Here is a 14,509-nt window from a genome sequence, read left to right as displayed (position 1 = left end):
AAATAAGGAAATAATAAATGTCAGACATTGCTAACCCATCAGCTAATTCTAAAATTGCCGCCCAGCAAATTATCGTTGAGCTAATTCGAGCGGGTAAGCTGGGTGCGGGTGATAGTGGCGACCAGATAATCGCTATTTACGAAAATCTTGTAGCGCAATATGACCGCATAAGCAGAAAGTAATTACTCGTAAAGCTTAACGAAAGCCTCACGGACGGTTTCGGCAATTTCTTTAGATTTATCCGTCCGATTTACAAACCCCAAACTATCATAATGCACCAGTTGTTCGCTTAACAATTCAGCTGCCACTTCCTGCACATTTTCTGGTATCTCGCTAAATTTCATCACTACCTCGCTGTGACATTCTCTGATTTACGATGGCCAGCGGCGTATATCGCCACCTGCGGTAAGCAGATGTTGTCTGCGCTCGGGTAATACTTCGTGGTCTGCACCGCGATAGCCTTTTCAACCCGGTCAACCGCTTTACGATTAAGAATAAGCACCTGGCGAACTGGCTTAGCCTTCACGCCAACCGACAAGGGGTTAGCTTGCTTCCATGCTGCCTGCTTCTCAGCGCGGGCTTTACGGCGTTTTTCTTGTGCGTTCATACATCCTCCTGTCAGTTAGCTTTGGTACAGGCGCTGGAACCTATTTCAATTTCCAGATTTCAAGTCGCTTCTCAGTCCAGCCCGAGTGGTTATGGGCCTTAGCTCCACGACACGCCTGTCCAAAGCTTTCTGCTTTGTATGTTTGCGCTTTTTCAGCGCCTAATTTTAATGAGCTTCGAACTCTGTTCCGTGTTCGGTTTGTTGCTTCAGCGTCCTGCTGATGGAATTAATGTACACAAAACGTGATTATATAGTCAAACACAAATTGTGTATAAATCATATGAAACACGATATGTGTATGTATTTTCTGTGTTTATTTTTTTATTTTGGCGATATTAAAGGGCGTGGTAATTTAAAATTCCAAGCTAAGGAGGCTGTATGGACATGGAAAAGGCGCATGAAGCCATTGTGAAGGTGATCGGCGAGGCTGTGGTTCAGATACTGGCAGAGGAAAGGGCGGTTACTAACGAGGCGATAATTGAGATGATTGGGCTGCTGTCAGATGGTGAGCCTAACCTGGCTGTGGTGTTCGCAATAGATTTGCTGGATCGGTAGGCACAAAAAACCCGGCGCGGTGGCCGGGTTAGTCAGCATCCTTTTTCTTCTCTGTCGTCCTAGCCTTCATTTCAGATGGGAAAAGATTTCTCATGACAACAATGAAAACGGCAACGATATTGACGGTCACTCCTGAAATTAGAGCTATAAGAACATTGGATTCCAAATTAAAATCGGATGCTTTGAATTCAACAACCCAGAGCTTAAGGTGGGGATATTTTGCCCCCTGAAGCACAAGAATAACGATTAGAGCAACTGACCACAACCATACGAATCTGTAAGCCTTTTTGGCATACATTTCGCGCATTGTAAGAAATTGCTCTTGCCCTTCGTTTTCCAAGTCCTTAGAGCGAGTGTCTATTTGCTGAACTGCATTTGCGAGAGATTCAACGGCGCTTTTTAAGTCATCAAGCGCTTTTTCGTCTTGACCTCTTTCCCCTTCCAGCTGCTGGCGCTCCAATGAAGTTTTCTCATCGCCATTGGATACGCTGGCTCTTTCAACTTTTTCTCTCGCCCTCTTTATGAGCGCCTCAAGAGCTTCCTTTTTCTTGTCTAAAGGCTGGCTTGGGTCAATCACCTAATCCCAACTCCCTTGATGTGCATTCCTTTATAACATCATTAGGGATAATAAGATTCCGTGGCTCGCCACCGCCGTGCTCCTCAACGACATGATACCAGGCAGACCCAGGGCGGTGAGTCAGATTGGATAGAGCGCCTGCGGACTGATCGCCATAAACTTCAAGCACAGAATCTATGATTGATAGCGACAGGTCATCACCCTCAGGAACATGAGGTGTGACATACTTAAACTCTATCAAAGCACTAGGAGAATCATCCCACTCCAGCTCGGTACCAGGAACAGTAATGTTCGTAGAACCATGGCCTTTGAACTCATGATAAATTGATTCGATCACCGGCCCATATGGCCACGCGAACACTTTGTCTTTAACAAGTGGCTTATTTGACATAACAAGTGACCACGCATGAGCGTAGAAAACAAGCTTTTGCAGCTTCATTGGCGTTATGTCTTTGATGCCTTTTTTCTTGGCTTTCTGAATGAAGGCATTAGCGACCGCGATAGCAGAATAAGCCATGTTATGCCTCCTTTTGGTTTAAATTTAGACAATAGCAGCCAGTTCCAAAAACTGATAGCTTTCAGAAGTGCCTGTATGGATTTACAGTATTTATATTACGCCGAGTACAACATAACGTCTATCTTAATCGCATAAAGGTTTTCAGTCACTTACTTTCGGATAGGATCTAATGCTGATGATTCATGAATGACAGCACGAAACGCTAATATGACGCATCGATACAGGTCAGTGACTATATGTTGTCTTTAATGCTATTTGTCAATACTACATATAGCAAAAGGCCGCATATCTGCGACCCATCCCGCCCGAACACCACTCTGTCAACTGGCCTAAACCAGCCGCTTCTTCGTCTTTACCGCTATCCGAACGTCTCTTCCGGCCACTGAGCCTTGACCACCTTGCCGATGATGCGGCAGTTCTCGTTGCACTCAATGCTCTGATATCGTGGGTTAGTGTTTAATGGTTCCAGCCACGGCTTGCCGTCTTCCCATACGAAGCGTTTAAATGTTACTTCGCTGTCATTGTGTATACCCGCGACACAGAAATCACCTGGCTCCACGTCTTCTTCTGGATCCACCAAAATCAGCATTCCCTCGGGGAAGCTCGGCTTACTGCCCTGTGGGGCCGTCATCGAGTGCCCCGAGACTTCAAGCCAGAAAGCTTTTTCGCTCGCCTTTTTCGTGGTGGCGACCCACAGCTTGGCGTTATCGCCCGTATAAGTTCCAACCTCTGCAAAAGATCCGGCCTGCACTGATGTGAATAGTGGGTATTCATACTGCTTAAAAACAGCACTTGAATCATCGCCAAACATTATCTGCGCAGGAGATACACCGAGTGCCTTGCTGAGGGTGATGGCTTCGTCAGCACTAACCTTACGCACACCCAGCTCGTAATTCCCGACCCTGGAAGGCGCAGCCCATCCGCACAACTTAGATAGTTGCGCCTGACTTAGGCCTTTTGCTTCGCGAAGAGATTTAATTCTTTCGCCGATCACTTCATGCATTGTTTTCATCTCATTAGATTAACACGTAACGTGATTGCAGTAATTACACGTTTTGAGGTTGACCGTTAATCACAATACGTGTGTAATAGCGTCTGTACTTAAGCTATGGAGGTTGCAATGAACAACATTGCCCAGCAGCGAAAGAAAATCGGAATTTCGCAGGCTGTATTAGCTTCAGCTATTGGTTGGGGGCAATCTCGCATCGCCAACTATGAGCTGAACATCCGTACCCCTGGACTGAATGAATGTCGTCAGATTGTCGAGGGCTTGAAACAGCTGGGCGGTAACTGCTCTCTGGATGAAGTCTTTCCGCCAAATAGTGACCGCAACGCCGCATAAGCCCCACCGCTCATTAACATCTCGCCCTGAAAAAGGGCAGTAATCAAAACAACGATTAAATCACTGTGACAGGCTCACTGCATTGTCACGTAACTACTAACCGAACAAGGACAGTATTCACCATGGAATCAGCAAACTACAGCAAACCAACTCAGCGTGAGGTTGATCGCGCAGAGACTGATCTACTTCTCGCAGTATCGGCATTAACAGGGCGTGAATTCGCCAAAAGTGTTGGATGTCACGAATCAAAAATCAGCAGGGCTGACTGGCGCTTTATTGCAGCGGTTATCTGCACTGCGCGCATGGCGTGGGAGGTGAGTCCGGTAGGCAGGCTGGTACTGGAAACTATCAACGCTATTGCACCAAAAGAAAAAGCGCCGAGCTGCGGTAACAGCTTCGACGCCTGATGCAAATTAACTGGATCAATTCACAGGAGTAATTATGCCTGGACAAAACAAACAAGTAAACCATGACATTCGTGCCGGTGGCCGTTTCGAAACTGTCTATCCATTCATATTTGTCTGCACAGACCTTCAATTATATGAAGGAGATGTTTTCACCGATGAGAGGTGGATTGGTGGTTGTCGAAAGACAACTGAGCCAGCTGATTGCGGGTATGGAGATCAGCTTGTTTATACAGCTGATGCAGAGGGGAAAAGAATCCTTGAGGTACTGTCAGTTGCGGAAATGCCTGGTAAATGGCAACGAAGAGTTATTTACGCCTGCCACCTAATTGATCCTGACGGTCGAGAGAGGAAGGGCAGGCAAGCATACACAGTAACAGAGGCCAGATTCCTCAAGATGACATCTGGTTATTTTGCGGATTACGCACTGGAGGATGATTAATGGCCCGCTCAAGAAATATAAAGCCAGGCTTTTTCACTAATGATGAACTGGCCGAATGCGACCCATATGCCCGGCTATTGTTCGCTGGTCTATGGACAATCGCCGATAAAGAGGGTCGCCTTGATGACCGCCCCAAGAAGATTAAAGCGCTGGTGCTGCCGTTCGATAGCGTTGATTGCGATGTAATGCTTCAGTAACTGCATGATCGCAATTTCATCACCCGTTATTCAGTGGAAAGTAACCCATTCATCCAGATTAATAACTGGAAGAAGCACCAGAACCCACACTGCAAAGAAGCGGCGAGTGAGATACCAGAACCGTTAGTGACCGAACCTGAACCGGAAGAAGCACCAGTAAAGAACGATGCTGGTTCTGTGCTTTTATCCGAAGAATTACCGCAAGTTATTGAAAATGATGAAGCACCAGAAAAGCACAGTTCTAATACAGTGCAAGAATCAGGCGAGAACAATTTAAATCCTGCTGATTCCCTTAACCTGATTCCTGATTCCCTTAACCTGATTCCCTTCAACACCCAAGCCGCTGAGGCGACTTGCGAGGAAGTGATTTCGGAAGAGCAGTCTCAGGCAACGGTTCATCAAATGGCAGGACGCTATGCATTCGAAGGCAACATCGTTCGACTGAATCACAAGGACTACGAATCCTGGAAGAACCTGTACCCGAATATCGATCTGAATTACGAGCTGCAAAAGCTTGATATCGAATTCACTCACGATAAGCCGAAAAACTGGTTTATCACTGCCAGCCAGAAACTTAGCTACCAGAACAAGCAGTCGGCTAATCGCCAACCTGCTCAGCGTTTTGCTGGACAGAATCGGGCGGTATCTGAGGGCTTCCAGGCTAAAGATTACGGCATCACCGAAAATCCAGCATGGGCGGAGGGCTAACCATGGATTTTAAATCTCAAATCGAAACTGTCCGCCAGAAGCTGGTAGACCTCAGCGCAGCACCAAAACAGGTTGAGAACACGATATTTGATGAGTGCCAGTCTGACTGCGAGAAACACGGCCAATTTACGCAGCGCATTCGCATCATGAAGGTACTCAACAAGACTCTCGAAACCCGAAGTGAATGCCCGTCGTGCCTGAAAGAAAAGCTGGCGAAGCTCGAAAGTGACGAAGCTGAATATTTTAGCCGGCGAAAAGCCAGTGAGATTGATCGCCTGATGGATGCATTGCTACTGCCAGAGCGATTTTCTAAATCAACACTGGATAACTATGAGCCGGTAAACAGCGACGCTGCACAGTGCCTGAAGCTCTGCAAAGCCTATGCGGCTAAGTGGCCGGATCGGCTAAAGCAGGGTGGCGGTCTTGTCATGTGTGGCAAACCTGGTACTGGCAAGAATCATCTGGCGCTGGCTATCGCAAAGCACGTTATCACTGAGCATCAAAGTTCAGCGATGTTCACTACCGCATTGCGCGTCGCCCGTATGTTTAAATCCACCTGGAGCAAGAACGCCGAGCGCAGCGAACACGAAGTTATTACGGCATATACGGATCCGCATCTGCTGATTATCGATGAGGTTGGCGTGCAGTTCGGCAGCGATGCAGAAAAGATGATTCTTTTCGAAATCATCAACACCCGATACGAGCGCATGAAGCCAACCATCCTGATAAGCAACCTGCCAAAAGACGAGCTGTCAGCGTTCATTGGTGAGCGGGTTATCGATCGCATGAATGATGGCGGCGGCTGCACTCTGGCATTCACCTGGGATAGCTACCGGTCGAGGGCTGCATGATGCAAATAAACTCTGATGATTACGTGGTCATCGACAAATACGCAGCCGGGAAATTTAACTGGCTCGGCGAAGTTGACACGGCAGAGAAGCGGGAAAATCTCCGTTTATTCAGCTACGAGGTATCGCTGGTATTTATCTCTGTAGGTGCTTACTTGGTGGCCGATAAGCCAGCGCAAGGTGGCACGTCATGACATTCCATCAGCGAAAAAAATTCCGCACAGAGTTTTATAACCGGTTTATTCACGGTTGGAAGCTACGCGACTGCATAGCCTGTAACGGCAGCGGGTATTACGACAACAACGGGTCGCCACATTGTGGGTCATGCGACGGCACCGGCAAAGAGCGTTTCAAGGCAGCGCAAGGGGGAAGGTGATGGGAATTCATTTTCATAAAAAAGGCTTCTGGTTTCGTTTTTTTGGCTATGGCCTGGCAATCAATGACAGAAGTAAATACACGCCTTTCTCTGTCAGATATGGCTATCAGCGAGAAATCAGGATTGGTCGCTGGGGTATTAAGGGGTTGAAACCATGACAGAGACATCTGTAAATACCGCAGATAAGAGTCGGGAAGAATTTGAAGCATGGCTTAAGCGTGACCACCTGTGCACTCCCGAAGAGCTTGTGTGGCAGCCAGAGCGCAACTGTTATGCAATCTACGGCGTACATCTGGCATGGTGTGCGTGGCGTGCATCCGCATCAAAGGAGATCAGTGATGGCCTTGTGGATTAGCAGACCATCGGGAAAGTGTCAGATGATACTCACCGAATATCATTACGACCCAAAGGATAGAGATCAGAAATCTGTTTACCTCCTGCGACACAGTTCATCGGTTCAAAAAGCAACACTGGAACAAAACCTGACGGTAGAGCGAGACGCATACGGAAAATTTAAGCCGACCATTGCGCTTGATGACTTTCCGCGAGGGTTAACCGACCGTGAATCAATGCTCAAGCTGGCCGACTGGCTGCATCGCCTGAGCGTTGCAATCGAAGATAACTGGAGTGAGCCATGACCGCAAAAGTAATCCCATTCAAACCCAAACAACAGCACCAGCAGGTGAAAGATGCTCGCTTGGGGATTTTGGTTCTCAGGTCGATGATTCTTGCCGGTGACCATGACATTCAGGCCATGGACTTACTGGCGAGTAAAATTGCTGATGAGCTTTACGACTACGTGGAGACATTAGAGGGGAGGTAACCATGAAACAAACGTTCGTGTTGCGAGACAGCAACATACGACGCAACTGCATTGAAGCCATCCAGCAACTACCCGCCAATCCCGCCAAACCATTGCAAGTAATCATCCAGGAAGACACCCGCAGCCTTGCGCAAAATCGCATGCTTTGGGCTTGCCTACATGACATCTCGCAGCAGGTCATCTGGTACGGACGCAAGATGGATTCGGAGAGCTGGAAACACGTCTTCACTGCATCTTTGAAAGAGCAGGAGACGGTGCCGGGTATCGATGGCGGCTTTGTCGTTCTCGGTCAGTCGACCAGCAAAATGCGCGTCAGTGAGATGAAAGACTTAATCACGCTAATGCATGCCTTTGGTGCAGAGCATAACGTCAGATTCAGCGATGAAGCAGCACTGGCCGCAGAGTGGGCTGGTCGGTTCGGGAGCGCAGCATGACACTACCACTTAACCTTATGCTGGCTGACGTCATGCCACGCAAAGAATGGCTGACTAATCAGCAGGTGAAATTCATTATTGAGCGCAAATACGGCCCGCAGGACGGCACAAAAGTAAGCTGGTTATTAATCAGGCTAAACCTCTCTCCCAACGTAACCATGCACCGCAGGGGAAAGGTAAAAGAATATCAGTACAAGCTGCTCGATATGGACACCCACTACTTAATCAACTCCATCAGAAGGGCAGACCGCGCAGACCTGACCGACTGGATGAAAGAGCTGATTCAGCCGCGAGTGAAAATTCCGCCTGGCGTGCTGATGGCTCAGTTTAACCAGCTAATCGGCGAGGTGCGGATGAGATGAGCAGCAGGAAATCACCGACCCAGTTAGCAATCGACAGCCTGATATACCAGCCCACCCGAAGAACCCGCAGCAAACGCAAACCAATCCCTTCCGCCAGCCAGGTCGTCACATTTGACTACACCTACGGACTGCTAAAAGCAAAGTGGGACAGGATGAGGAGGGCAAGGTGAAATTACCACGCCGACGATGCAAAAACCCTGACTGCCGCGAATGGTTCCATCCTCCCTATCAGAATCACACGTGGTGCAGTCCAGAATGTGGAGTAGTGATAGCGTTAGCCAGAAGGGAGAAAGACCGCCAGAAAGCGATACAGGAAGCCGAGCGACATCGAAAGGATAAAGAGCAGCAAGAACGCCATAGCCTGAAAGTCCGCAAGTTAGCCATCAAACCTACCAACTACTTCAAAGCGCAAGCCCAGCAAGCCTTCAACCAGTTCATCCGCCTTCGTGACCATAACCAGCCCTGTATCAGCTGCGGTGAAACCGATCCGCCTGATTTATTTGGCGGACAGTGGGACTGCGGACACTTCAAAACGGTTGGTGGATTCCCTGAATTGCGATTCGAAGAACGCAACGCCTATCGCCAGTGCAAATCGTGTAATGGCGGTTCGGCAAAGCATGGGGCTAAAGCAGCGACGGTTGCTCATTACTATGAGTCCAATCTGGTGAGGCTGTTTGGGCAAGACTTGGTTGACTGGCTTAATGGCCCGCACGAAATGACCCGATACCGGCGAGAAGACTATATCCGCATCCGGGACGAATACCGGAGGAAGTGTCGGGAATTAATTAAGAAACAGGAGGCCGCATGACCTGGCTAACCAGATTACTAAACCACTTCAGACCTGTTCAGCCTATACCTGTGCAGTGTAAACGATCCAGCTACCCGGCAGGCGCCGCAAAACTCACCAAGCGGAGGAAGAAATGACGGACTACCTCAGGCAGAAATGGTTAAGGCTTCGCTTATTCAGATCCAGGCGAATGCTGGAAATAAATTACCGAATCATCAGGAACACAGCAAAGCTAATGGGGATGAGAGCATGAGAATCGAACGTGACTATCAGCAGATTGTCCGCCTGGCCGGAGTACGCACAGCAGCAGACATGCGCCGCCTGTTCGGCACCGGATGGAAAACCATTAACCGATCACAACAGGCATGGATTCGTCACCTGCTAACCGTTTGGGGTGATCACCTTTCCGGCGACGAGTATGAGCGCGGCGAAGTAAACGTTATAGGTCGGCTAATGATGCGCTGTGAATGGAGTGAACAGAAGGGCAAGCAGATAGAGAAAGTCGTCTCTGAGCTTCACTGCGAAGGCTACAGAGGGGAGGAATTACTCCGTAAGGCCAGAGATATACTCGTACCTCAATCCTCAACTGGCAACATCATCGCTCTCGCCAAAGAATCAGATGATGCTGCCTTTATGGAATCGGTAATCGTGAAAACCTTTGGCCGGGATAACCCGATCCGCTCTGTAGCCAGATTACGATACTGCAAGCGCAAGAGTGCGCAAAACATCGCTTCAAGTCTGATTTATTTCACCGGTATAACCACAAAGGAGGCTCGAAACAGAATGGAATGGGCGCAGGACATACTTGAAGGGGAATTGTTTTATGCCGTAAAGCGGGAGATGGAGAAAGAAATCCTATCGGTTGTAGCATGATAGCACGAATAGCTAAATATAAAAGGCAATAGTCTTGGTACATTACAGCTATGCTCGGGAAGTAAAGCGAACTGAGCGACGGATTGAAAGAAGATAAGCCCTGAGTTAATAGCTTGGGGCTTTTTTATTGCCTGCTCAAGGGCAGGTACATCCGCTAACAATCGGATTCTCATTGGTTCAACAGCATCATTCATCTTGATTAATGGTCTGGCTTAGAGGCTGGCGAGAATGTAACTTTGCTTTTATGAGAAAGTTAATTATTATTTACGTGTTGCAGTGAATCCCCCTACGCGGTGGGGCTAAGCTACTTTATACGTTTGCTTGAAAGGAGCGGGTCAGGTTGTAGCTTTCCTGACTCACCGGGAGGCACCCGGCACTGCAATATTTCTTCAGTCACATATTCAGCATAAATTTAAGGCTCACTTCGGTGGGCCTTTTCATTTTCCGCGCCCGTGAATCCCAAAAAAACTCCTGTGTCTTTTGTCACGGTAGCGCGCTTAAATTAAAAAAATCCGCACATTGGCGGATTCTATTCGGTTGGCTACCTCACGGCAGGGCGGTGCTTTTCTCTCGTCAAGAAAGAGTTTACCCGGACTTGTCCAGTTCACAATGTAACCAATTCCTAAATTGGATAAGTCCCCGCATACGGGGGTGGAAATGAAACGCATGCCAGATAAAGATCCGGGCTTCTGGGCAAGCCTGATAGCCTGGCTTTATGCCCATAAAAATGAATCAGGTTATGCCGCACTGGCTGGGGCAATGGCTCTGCTGAGAGCATCATATTTTGGAAAAGACACGTGGCCGCGCCGCCTTATGGATGCTGCTATGTGCAGCATCTTTGCCTTCTTCGTAAAACCAACCCTGCAGCTGATTATGTCTATCTTCGGATGGCAGATTGGTGACGACTTCGCATGGGTGGCCGCCATTCTTATTGGATTCATCGGTATCGACTACATCTCATTCCGTTTCAGGAAATTAACTGATCGTAAATTCGGAGGTACCGATGAAACTTAGCAATAATGGTGTGGTTTTCATCAAGCTAGAAGAGGGTGAAAGGCTAACTGGTTATCTGGATACTCGGGGGATTCCAACCGTTGGTGTCGGTCATACCGGCACGGTGGACGGTAAGCCAGTAATACGTGGCATGGTCATCAGCCAGAACAAATCTACTGAGCTTCTCCTTTCGGACCTTGCCTGGGTTGAGCGATCAGTGAATTCAAATGTCACAGCCAACCTTACGCAGAACCAGTATGACGCTCTTTGCAGTCTGGTTTTCAACATTGGTGCAACGGCGTTCGCTAATTCAACTGTCCTTAATCGCATTAACAAAAGTGATTATACCGGTGCAGCAGAAGCAATCCTGATGTGGAAGCGAGCCGGAAATGCCCCGGATATCCTCCTGCCGCGTCGTAAGCGAGAAAGGGAGCTATTTCTGAAATGATCCCATTCATCAAAAACTATTCTCACATCATCGTTATTGGCCTCATCTGCGTAGCACTGTGGGGGCTTAACGCCCGCAACTCACAACTTACTGCCACAAATGATCGCCTCGAAAAGCTGGCTAACAGCAAAGACGACCAGATTAACGATCTGCGTTCTAAAAACGACGGGTTGGCCGCCAGCGTAACTGGTTTGGTGAGCGCTGTCCGACAGCAGAACGATGTGATGTCGCAGGTAACAGACCAGCGGGTAGTTACCGCGCAGCAAAACAGGAAGCTCCAGAATGAAATCAAGCGTTACCTCGAGGCTGATAAATGCGCTACTGCTCCTGTTCCCGCTGATGCTGCTGACAGGTTGCGCGCCGCAGCAAAAGCCGCAGGTGGAATATCGGACAATAAAGCAACCTCAGTTGAAGCTACCGGCAGAGCTGACAAGCCAGATTAACGTTCCAGAAGTACCTGACCCACTGACATTTGGCGACAGCGTGTCCCTTAATGCAGAGTTATTCGGCCTGCTGTGGCAGTGCAATATAGATCGTGCAGGTATAAGTAAGATTGAGGCATCGCGCTAATGATTGAGCCATGCATGTGTATTTTATCAAACAATTGATAACTTTTTTCTACTCAAAACATCATGAAACCGTTTTTACCGTTTGATTTTTGCTGATACATGGCTGTATCAGCACATTTCATTAGTTCATCTGCCGTACCACCGTGCACAGGATAAACAGCTGCACCAATAGTCAGCCCAAAGTCTGCTTCTGAACGACTGAATCTGATTTTTCGCCTGACTTCAGAAAGGATATAGTTGGCATAGCTGGTCAGAACGTTCGGATCTGCACTATCCATCACAACAGCAAATTCATCGCCTCCCAGTCTCGATATGAAAGCGTGGTCTGGACTGATTTTTTTTAAATCAGCAGTGAATTGTATAAGGGCACGGTCTCCGGCAGCATGGCCCAGGGTATCGTTTATGCCCTTAAAGTTGTCCAGGTCAATGAACAAAACGCCTACATTTTCGGTACGACGTTTAGCTTTAGCGAGTGTCGACTTCAAATGTTTTTTGAACATTCTCCGGTTTGGCAAGCCTGTAAGCGGGTCGGTTTCGCTGCTGACCTTTAGTTTTTCTTCGGCCTGTACTTGTAACGTGATATTCCTTGAGATACAAAGAATGCTGGTCGTTTTGCCAGCATTGTCCAAAACTGGCGTGAGCATATTGTCCCAGTGGGTGACTGAGCCATCAGAAAGAACGCTTATTCCCCTGAAGCCTGAGCATTCTCCATTAACTGCTTTTTTTAAGGCAATTCTTCCCTTGCGGTGAACAGAGTCTGGTAGCAGTTTCAACCATGCCATACCGAATTCCTTTTCTTCAACGCTAACACCCAGGGCTTCACATCCTGATCTGTTCATGAAAATCAGGCAGCCATTCGTATTGATAACTTTGATGCAGTCCACACTTACGTTAAGCATATCAGTAAGTAAGTCTATTTTTTCTGCGCTACACACAGGAAGTATTGGGGCAATACTTGGCTTGGAATAAGTCATATCAGGCTCTCTGTAACAGAACATTACACCTAATGTACGCCAGTACTGAACAAAAAATCTACACAATCGTGGAGGCTTTTAGGTGGTTTGGGATTGGCATCTCACTCACTTGTGGAAAGATAATGGGGCTGTCGGAAGACTGGTTTTATTCTTAAGGATGCTCCTGATAAGAGTAGTCCGCAGGAGGTTTTATTGGAGTGAAAACCCCTTACGCTCTTTAGTGACCGTCGCAAGGCGCATTTGCGAGTGCGCCTGATGATGATATGTTGATACCTCTCTAAACAGGAGGTCATATGTCAGGTGAATCAATCGGCATCAACGAAGTTTATGAGATAGCACGAGAGAAATTTCCAGAAGGCCATTTGAAAGTTGAAATATGGGAATTGGGTTTGCGGTTTGTATGGGAGTCAGAATTAAAAAGTGGTTCAGCTTTCCTGCAGGAGCCTCTCAATAAGATATCTGCTTCAACCATTTTGGGTTTTTTACACGCTGAGCTTAAAGAGCCTAATTATTCAGATCGTGACTCAACACATTAACCGCCTCTGGGCGGTTTTTTTATTTTGTTCTGAATACTGCATTCACTGAGTTCACTTTTCAGCATAAACACACTGAATCATCGGTTGCTGGTATCAGCATCGCCGAGGGTTATATCTATCCAACCAGCAGGAAATGCTAAATGACCACTAAATGCATGTCAGTCGGCGGCTACCCCGTCACAGTTGCAACACCTGAAGATATTGAAGAGGGTGGCTACACATTGCCAGCGGCCACTACCGCAACAATTGGCGGCGTCAAAAAGATGACCACTCAGGCAGCATCAACTGCGACAGATGTTGCGGGCGTCGTCACTGATCTGAACGCACTGATCACCAAGCTAACAACTGCGGGGATGATGTAATGGGTGAGAGCGTGATTAAAAGCTATGACATCACTGTTAACTCTGAAGAGTCCACCTGGAATCACAAGACAAAGAAAAACCCGACGATGAGTGATGGTCTGCTGATCATCAGTGAAGATGATGGTTCAGATGCTGTTTACTTCACCGCCAACCTTGTTGGCTACCACGTCAAACCAGTTTACGAGAAATAAGATGGCAAAGCTCACCGACAAGCAAGAGCTGTTTGCCCGTGAGTACCTGAAGGATTTAAACGCCACACAGGCAGCTATCAGGGCGGGCTACAGCGAGAAGACAGCCCGCGCAACAGGTTGCGAGAACCTAACAAAACCTGACATCGTTGAGCGTATCGTCCAGTTGAAGGGTGATCGCAACGAAGAGGTGGGAATTGATGCTGCCTATGTGCTTCGACGCCTGGTCGAGATTGACCAGATGGACGTTCTCGACATCATGACCGACGACATGAGCATCAAGCCTGTATCTGAATGGCCTGCATCATGGCGGCGATACCTGAGCGGCTTCGATCTGGCTGACATGTTCGAAGGGCGCGGTGAAGACCGTGAGATGGTCGGCATCCTGAAGAAGATCAAATGGCCGGACAAGGTGAAGAACCTTGAACTGCTCGGCAAGCACGTCACGGTGCAGGCATTCAAAGAGAATGTGAAAGCTGAACATGTTGGTAAGGATGGACTGCCTATTCAGGTGGTGAACTATACCCCGGCAGATTACGCAGCAGCACAACAGCAGCTGGAGGAGAAACTAGACGGGTTGGACTGAT

The 14,509-nt window shown here is 48.0% G+C and carries 31 protein-coding genes; 25 read left to right on the top strand and 6 right to left on the bottom strand.

From position 1 onward, the window contains the following. Nucleotides 1-17: 17 nt before the first annotated feature. Nucleotides 18-182 (top strand): hypothetical protein, encoded by a 165-nt coding sequence (locus tag N5923_RS23500; protein WP_267144333.1) that lies wholly within the window; start codon nt 18-20, stop codon nt 180-182. Here N5923_RS23500 and N5923_RS23495 read toward each other — a convergent pair whose 3' ends face one another. Then, entirely contained in the window at nt 183-344 is a 162-nt protein-coding gene (locus N5923_RS23495) for a hypothetical protein (RefSeq protein WP_267144334.1), read from the bottom strand. A gap of 2 nt (nt 345-346) precedes the next feature. Then, entirely contained in the window at nt 347-607 is a 261-nt protein-coding gene (locus tag N5923_RS23490) for a transcriptional antitermination N peptide (protein WP_267144335.1), read from the bottom strand. A 378-nt stretch (nt 608-985) separates the two neighbouring features. Between N5923_RS23490 and N5923_RS23485 the strand changes: the two genes are divergently transcribed. Then, on the top strand, nt 986-1,162 hold the full coding sequence (locus N5923_RS23485) for a hypothetical protein (RefSeq protein WP_267144336.1): 177 nt from the start codon (nt 986-988) through the stop codon (nt 1,160-1,162). Between the two features lie 28 nt (nt 1,163-1,190). Here N5923_RS23485 and N5923_RS23480 read toward each other — a convergent pair whose 3' ends face one another. The 3 genes from N5923_RS23480 to N5923_RS23470 all read right to left on the bottom strand — a co-directional run bounded on the left by N5923_RS23480 (nt 1,191) and on the right by N5923_RS23470 (nt 3,268). After that, on the bottom strand, nt 1,191-1,739 hold the full coding sequence (locus N5923_RS23480) for a hypothetical protein (protein ID WP_267144337.1): 549 nt from the start codon (nt 1,737-1,739) through the stop codon (nt 1,191-1,193). Continuing rightward, a complete protein-coding gene (locus N5923_RS23475) occupies nt 1,732-2,256 on the bottom strand; it encodes a Panacea domain-containing protein (RefSeq protein WP_267144338.1) in 525 nt (174 codons plus the stop codon). Before N5923_RS23475 ends, N5923_RS23480 begins: the two co-directional genes overlap by 8 nt. Nucleotides 2,257-2,614: 358 nt before the next feature. Further along, entirely contained in the window at nt 2,615-3,268 is a 654-nt protein-coding gene (locus tag N5923_RS23470; protein ID WP_267144339.1) for a LexA family protein, read from the bottom strand. A 108-nt stretch (nt 3,269-3,376) separates the two neighbouring features. On the opposite strand from N5923_RS23470, the gene N5923_RS23465 reads away from it, so the two are divergent. The 19 genes from N5923_RS23465 to lysC all read left to right on the top strand — a co-directional run bounded on the left by N5923_RS23465 (nt 3,377) and on the right by lysC (nt 11,863). Further along, entirely contained in the window at nt 3,377-3,598 is a 222-nt protein-coding gene (locus tag N5923_RS23465) for a helix-turn-helix transcriptional regulator (protein ID WP_267144340.1), read from the top strand. A 122-nt stretch (nt 3,599-3,720) separates the two neighbouring features. After that, a complete protein-coding gene (locus N5923_RS23460; RefSeq protein WP_267144341.1) occupies nt 3,721-4,005 on the top strand; it encodes a CII family transcriptional regulator in 285 nt (94 codons plus the stop codon). Nucleotides 4,006-4,039: 34 nt separating this feature from the next. Next, entirely contained in the window at nt 4,040-4,444 is a 405-nt protein-coding gene (locus tag N5923_RS23455; protein ID WP_267144342.1) for a hypothetical protein, read from the top strand. Then, a complete protein-coding gene (locus tag N5923_RS23450; RefSeq protein ID WP_267144343.1) occupies nt 4,444-4,641 on the top strand; it encodes a hypothetical protein in 198 nt (65 codons plus the stop codon). The genes N5923_RS23455 and N5923_RS23450 overlap by 1 nt, the downstream gene beginning before the upstream one ends. 126 nt (nt 4,642-4,767) lie before the next feature. Then, nucleotides 4,768-5,349, top strand: a complete 582-nt coding sequence (locus N5923_RS23445) for a hypothetical protein (protein ID WP_267144344.1) — start codon at nt 4,768-4,770, stop codon at nt 5,347-5,349. A 2-nt stretch (nt 5,350-5,351) separates the two neighbouring features. Then, a complete protein-coding gene (locus tag N5923_RS23440; protein ID WP_407704522.1) occupies nt 5,352-6,200 on the top strand; it encodes an ATP-binding protein in 849 nt (282 codons plus the stop codon). After that, nucleotides 6,197-6,391 (top strand): hypothetical protein, encoded by a 195-nt coding sequence (locus tag N5923_RS23435; protein ID WP_267144346.1) that lies wholly within the window; start codon nt 6,197-6,199, stop codon nt 6,389-6,391. Before N5923_RS23440 ends, N5923_RS23435 begins: the two co-directional genes overlap by 4 nt. Nucleotides 6,392-6,950: 559 nt before the next feature. Further along, nucleotides 6,951-7,211, top strand: coding sequence for a hypothetical protein (locus N5923_RS23430; RefSeq protein WP_267144347.1), 261 nt, complete (start codon nt 6,951-6,953; stop codon nt 7,209-7,211). After that, a complete protein-coding gene (locus N5923_RS23425; protein ID WP_267144348.1) occupies nt 7,208-7,396 on the top strand; it encodes a hypothetical protein in 189 nt (62 codons plus the stop codon). Before N5923_RS23430 ends, N5923_RS23425 begins: the two co-directional genes overlap by 4 nt. 2 nt (nt 7,397-7,398) lie before the next feature. Further along, entirely contained in the window at nt 7,399-7,830 is a 432-nt protein-coding gene (locus tag N5923_RS23420) for a recombination protein NinB (protein ID WP_267144349.1), read from the top strand. Next, nucleotides 7,827-8,192 carry a hypothetical protein gene (locus tag N5923_RS23415; protein WP_267144350.1) on the top strand — a complete coding sequence of 122 codons (366 nt, stop codon included), beginning with the start codon at nt 7,827-7,829 and terminating at the stop codon, nt 8,190-8,192. Before N5923_RS23420 ends, N5923_RS23415 begins: the two co-directional genes overlap by 4 nt. Beyond that, a complete protein-coding gene (locus N5923_RS23410) occupies nt 8,189-8,362 on the top strand; it encodes a NinE family protein (protein WP_267144351.1) in 174 nt (57 codons plus the stop codon). Before N5923_RS23415 ends, N5923_RS23410 begins: the two co-directional genes overlap by 4 nt. After that, nucleotides 8,359-9,000, top strand: a complete 642-nt coding sequence (locus tag N5923_RS23405) for a recombination protein NinG (protein WP_267144352.1) — start codon at nt 8,359-8,361, stop codon at nt 8,998-9,000. The genes N5923_RS23410 and N5923_RS23405 overlap by 4 nt, the downstream gene beginning before the upstream one ends. Before the next feature lie 112 nt (nt 9,001-9,112). Further along, nucleotides 9,113-9,232 (top strand): YlcG family protein, encoded by a 120-nt coding sequence (locus tag N5923_RS23400; protein WP_267144353.1) that lies wholly within the window; start codon nt 9,113-9,115, stop codon nt 9,230-9,232. After that, complete coding sequence (locus tag N5923_RS23395) at nt 9,229-9,852, top strand: hypothetical protein (protein WP_267144354.1); 624 nt, start codon at nt 9,229-9,231, stop codon at nt 9,850-9,852. Before N5923_RS23400 ends, N5923_RS23395 begins: the two co-directional genes overlap by 4 nt. 657 nt (nt 9,853-10,509) lie before the next feature. Next, nucleotides 10,510-10,866 (top strand): phage holin, lambda family, encoded by a 357-nt coding sequence (locus N5923_RS23390; protein WP_407704521.1) that lies wholly within the window; start codon nt 10,510-10,512, stop codon nt 10,864-10,866. After that, the gene (locus tag N5923_RS23385; protein WP_267144355.1) at nt 10,856-11,293 is read left to right on the top strand and encodes a lysozyme; all 438 of its coding nucleotides are present in this window, start codon (nt 10,856-10,858) and stop codon (nt 11,291-11,293) included. The genes N5923_RS23390 and N5923_RS23385 overlap by 11 nt, the downstream gene beginning before the upstream one ends. Beyond that, entirely contained in the window at nt 11,290-11,736 is a 447-nt protein-coding gene (locus N5923_RS23380; protein WP_267144356.1) for an Rz lytic protein, read from the top strand. Before N5923_RS23385 ends, N5923_RS23380 begins: the two co-directional genes overlap by 4 nt. Then, nucleotides 11,633-11,863, top strand: coding sequence for an Rz1-like lysis system protein LysC (gene lysC, locus N5923_RS24890; RefSeq protein WP_456119822.1), 231 nt, complete (start codon nt 11,633-11,635; stop codon nt 11,861-11,863). The genes N5923_RS23380 and lysC overlap by 104 nt, the downstream gene beginning before the upstream one ends. Before the next feature lie 52 nt (nt 11,864-11,915). Here the strand turns inward: lysC and N5923_RS23375 are convergent, their stop codons facing one another. Beyond that, nucleotides 11,916-12,836, bottom strand: coding sequence for a sensor domain-containing protein (locus tag N5923_RS23375; protein ID WP_267144357.1), 921 nt, complete (start codon nt 12,834-12,836; stop codon nt 11,916-11,918). A gap of 293 nt (nt 12,837-13,129) precedes the next feature. On the opposite strand from N5923_RS23375, the gene N5923_RS23370 reads away from it, so the two are divergent. From N5923_RS23370 to N5923_RS23355, 4 genes are all read left to right on the top strand, one after another. After that, nucleotides 13,130-13,372 carry a hypothetical protein gene (locus N5923_RS23370; RefSeq protein ID WP_267144358.1) on the top strand — a complete coding sequence of 81 codons (243 nt, stop codon included), beginning with the start codon at nt 13,130-13,132 and terminating at the stop codon, nt 13,370-13,372. A gap of 140 nt (nt 13,373-13,512) precedes the next feature. Next, the gene (locus N5923_RS23365) at nt 13,513-13,734 is read left to right on the top strand and encodes a head fiber protein (RefSeq protein WP_267144359.1); all 222 of its coding nucleotides are present in this window, start codon (nt 13,513-13,515) and stop codon (nt 13,732-13,734) included. Beyond that, entirely contained in the window at nt 13,734-13,925 is a 192-nt protein-coding gene (locus N5923_RS23360; protein ID WP_267144360.1) for a hypothetical protein, read from the top strand. The genes N5923_RS23365 and N5923_RS23360 overlap by 1 nt, the downstream gene beginning before the upstream one ends. Before the next feature lies 1 nt (nt 13,926). After that, nucleotides 13,927-14,508, top strand: coding sequence for a terminase small subunit (locus tag N5923_RS23355; RefSeq protein ID WP_267144361.1), 582 nt, complete (start codon nt 13,927-13,929; stop codon nt 14,506-14,508). The last annotated feature ends 1 nt before the right edge of the window (nt 14,509 follow it).

The organism is Winslowiella arboricola (assembly GCF_025527015.1).
In the GTDB taxonomy this organism is placed as follows: domain Bacteria; phylum Pseudomonadota; class Gammaproteobacteria; order Enterobacterales; family Enterobacteriaceae; genus Erwinia; species Erwinia arboricola.
This window is presented reverse-complemented; position numbering and strand designations above follow the sequence as displayed.

Bases quoted from the DNA above. Each gene is read 5' to 3' on its own strand.
- N5923_RS23500 (WP_267144333.1), top strand. From the start codon at position 18: ATGTCAGACATTGCTAACCCATCAGCTAATTCTAAAATTGCCGCCCAG.
- N5923_RS23495 (WP_267144334.1), bottom strand. From the start codon at position 344: ATGAAATTTAGCGAGATACCAGAAAATGTGCAGGAAGTGGCAGCTGAA.
- N5923_RS23490 (WP_267144335.1), bottom strand. From the start codon at position 607: ATGAACGCACAAGAAAAACGCCGTAAAGCCCGCGCTGAGAAGCAGGCA.
- N5923_RS23485 (WP_267144336.1), top strand. From the start codon at position 986: ATGGACATGGAAAAGGCGCATGAAGCCATTGTGAAGGTGATCGGCGAG.
- N5923_RS23475 (WP_267144338.1), bottom strand. From the start codon at position 2,256: ATGGCTTATTCTGCTATCGCGGTCGCTAATGCCTTCATTCAGAAAGCC.
- N5923_RS23470 (WP_267144339.1), bottom strand. From the start codon at position 3,268: ATGAAAACAATGCATGAAGTGATCGGCGAAAGAATTAAATCTCTTCGC.
- N5923_RS23465 (WP_267144340.1), top strand. From the start codon at position 3,377: ATGAACAACATTGCCCAGCAGCGAAAGAAAATCGGAATTTCGCAGGCT.
- N5923_RS23460 (WP_267144341.1), top strand. From the start codon at position 3,721: ATGGAATCAGCAAACTACAGCAAACCAACTCAGCGTGAGGTTGATCGC.
- N5923_RS23455 (WP_267144342.1), top strand. From the start codon at position 4,040: ATGCCTGGACAAAACAAACAAGTAAACCATGACATTCGTGCCGGTGGC.
- N5923_RS23450 (WP_267144343.1), top strand. From the start codon at position 4,444: ATGGCCCGCTCAAGAAATATAAAGCCAGGCTTTTTCACTAATGATGAA.
- N5923_RS23440 (WP_407704522.1), top strand. From the start codon at position 5,352: ATGGATTTTAAATCTCAAATCGAAACTGTCCGCCAGAAGCTGGTAGAC.
- N5923_RS23435 (WP_267144346.1), top strand. From the start codon at position 6,197: ATGATGCAAATAAACTCTGATGATTACGTGGTCATCGACAAATACGCA.
- N5923_RS23430 (WP_267144347.1), top strand. From the start codon at position 6,951: ATGATACTCACCGAATATCATTACGACCCAAAGGATAGAGATCAGAAA.
- N5923_RS23425 (WP_267144348.1), top strand. From the start codon at position 7,208: ATGACCGCAAAAGTAATCCCATTCAAACCCAAACAACAGCACCAGCAG.
- N5923_RS23420 (WP_267144349.1), top strand. From the start codon at position 7,399: ATGAAACAAACGTTCGTGTTGCGAGACAGCAACATACGACGCAACTGC.
- N5923_RS23415 (WP_267144350.1), top strand. From the start codon at position 7,827: ATGACACTACCACTTAACCTTATGCTGGCTGACGTCATGCCACGCAAA.
- N5923_RS23410 (WP_267144351.1), top strand. From the start codon at position 8,189: ATGAGCAGCAGGAAATCACCGACCCAGTTAGCAATCGACAGCCTGATA.
- N5923_RS23400 (WP_267144353.1), top strand. From the start codon at position 9,113: ATGACGGACTACCTCAGGCAGAAATGGTTAAGGCTTCGCTTATTCAGA.
- N5923_RS23395 (WP_267144354.1), top strand. From the start codon at position 9,229: ATGAGAATCGAACGTGACTATCAGCAGATTGTCCGCCTGGCCGGAGTA.
- N5923_RS23390 (WP_407704521.1), top strand. From the start codon at position 10,510: ATGAAACGCATGCCAGATAAAGATCCGGGCTTCTGGGCAAGCCTGATA.
- N5923_RS23385 (WP_267144355.1), top strand. From the start codon at position 10,856: ATGAAACTTAGCAATAATGGTGTGGTTTTCATCAAGCTAGAAGAGGGT.
- N5923_RS23380 (WP_267144356.1), top strand. From the start codon at position 11,290: ATGATCCCATTCATCAAAAACTATTCTCACATCATCGTTATTGGCCTC.
- lysC (WP_456119822.1), top strand. From the start codon at position 11,633: ATGCTGCTGACAGGTTGCGCGCCGCAGCAAAAGCCGCAGGTGGAATAT.
- N5923_RS23375 (WP_267144357.1), bottom strand. From the start codon at position 12,836: ATGACTTATTCCAAGCCAAGTATTGCCCCAATACTTCCTGTGTGTAGC.
- N5923_RS23370 (WP_267144358.1), top strand. From the start codon at position 13,130: ATGTCAGGTGAATCAATCGGCATCAACGAAGTTTATGAGATAGCACGA.
- N5923_RS23365 (WP_267144359.1), top strand. From the start codon at position 13,513: ATGACCACTAAATGCATGTCAGTCGGCGGCTACCCCGTCACAGTTGCA.
- N5923_RS23360 (WP_267144360.1), top strand. From the start codon at position 13,734: ATGGGTGAGAGCGTGATTAAAAGCTATGACATCACTGTTAACTCTGAA.
- N5923_RS23355 (WP_267144361.1), top strand. From the start codon at position 13,927: ATGGCAAAGCTCACCGACAAGCAAGAGCTGTTTGCCCGTGAGTACCTG.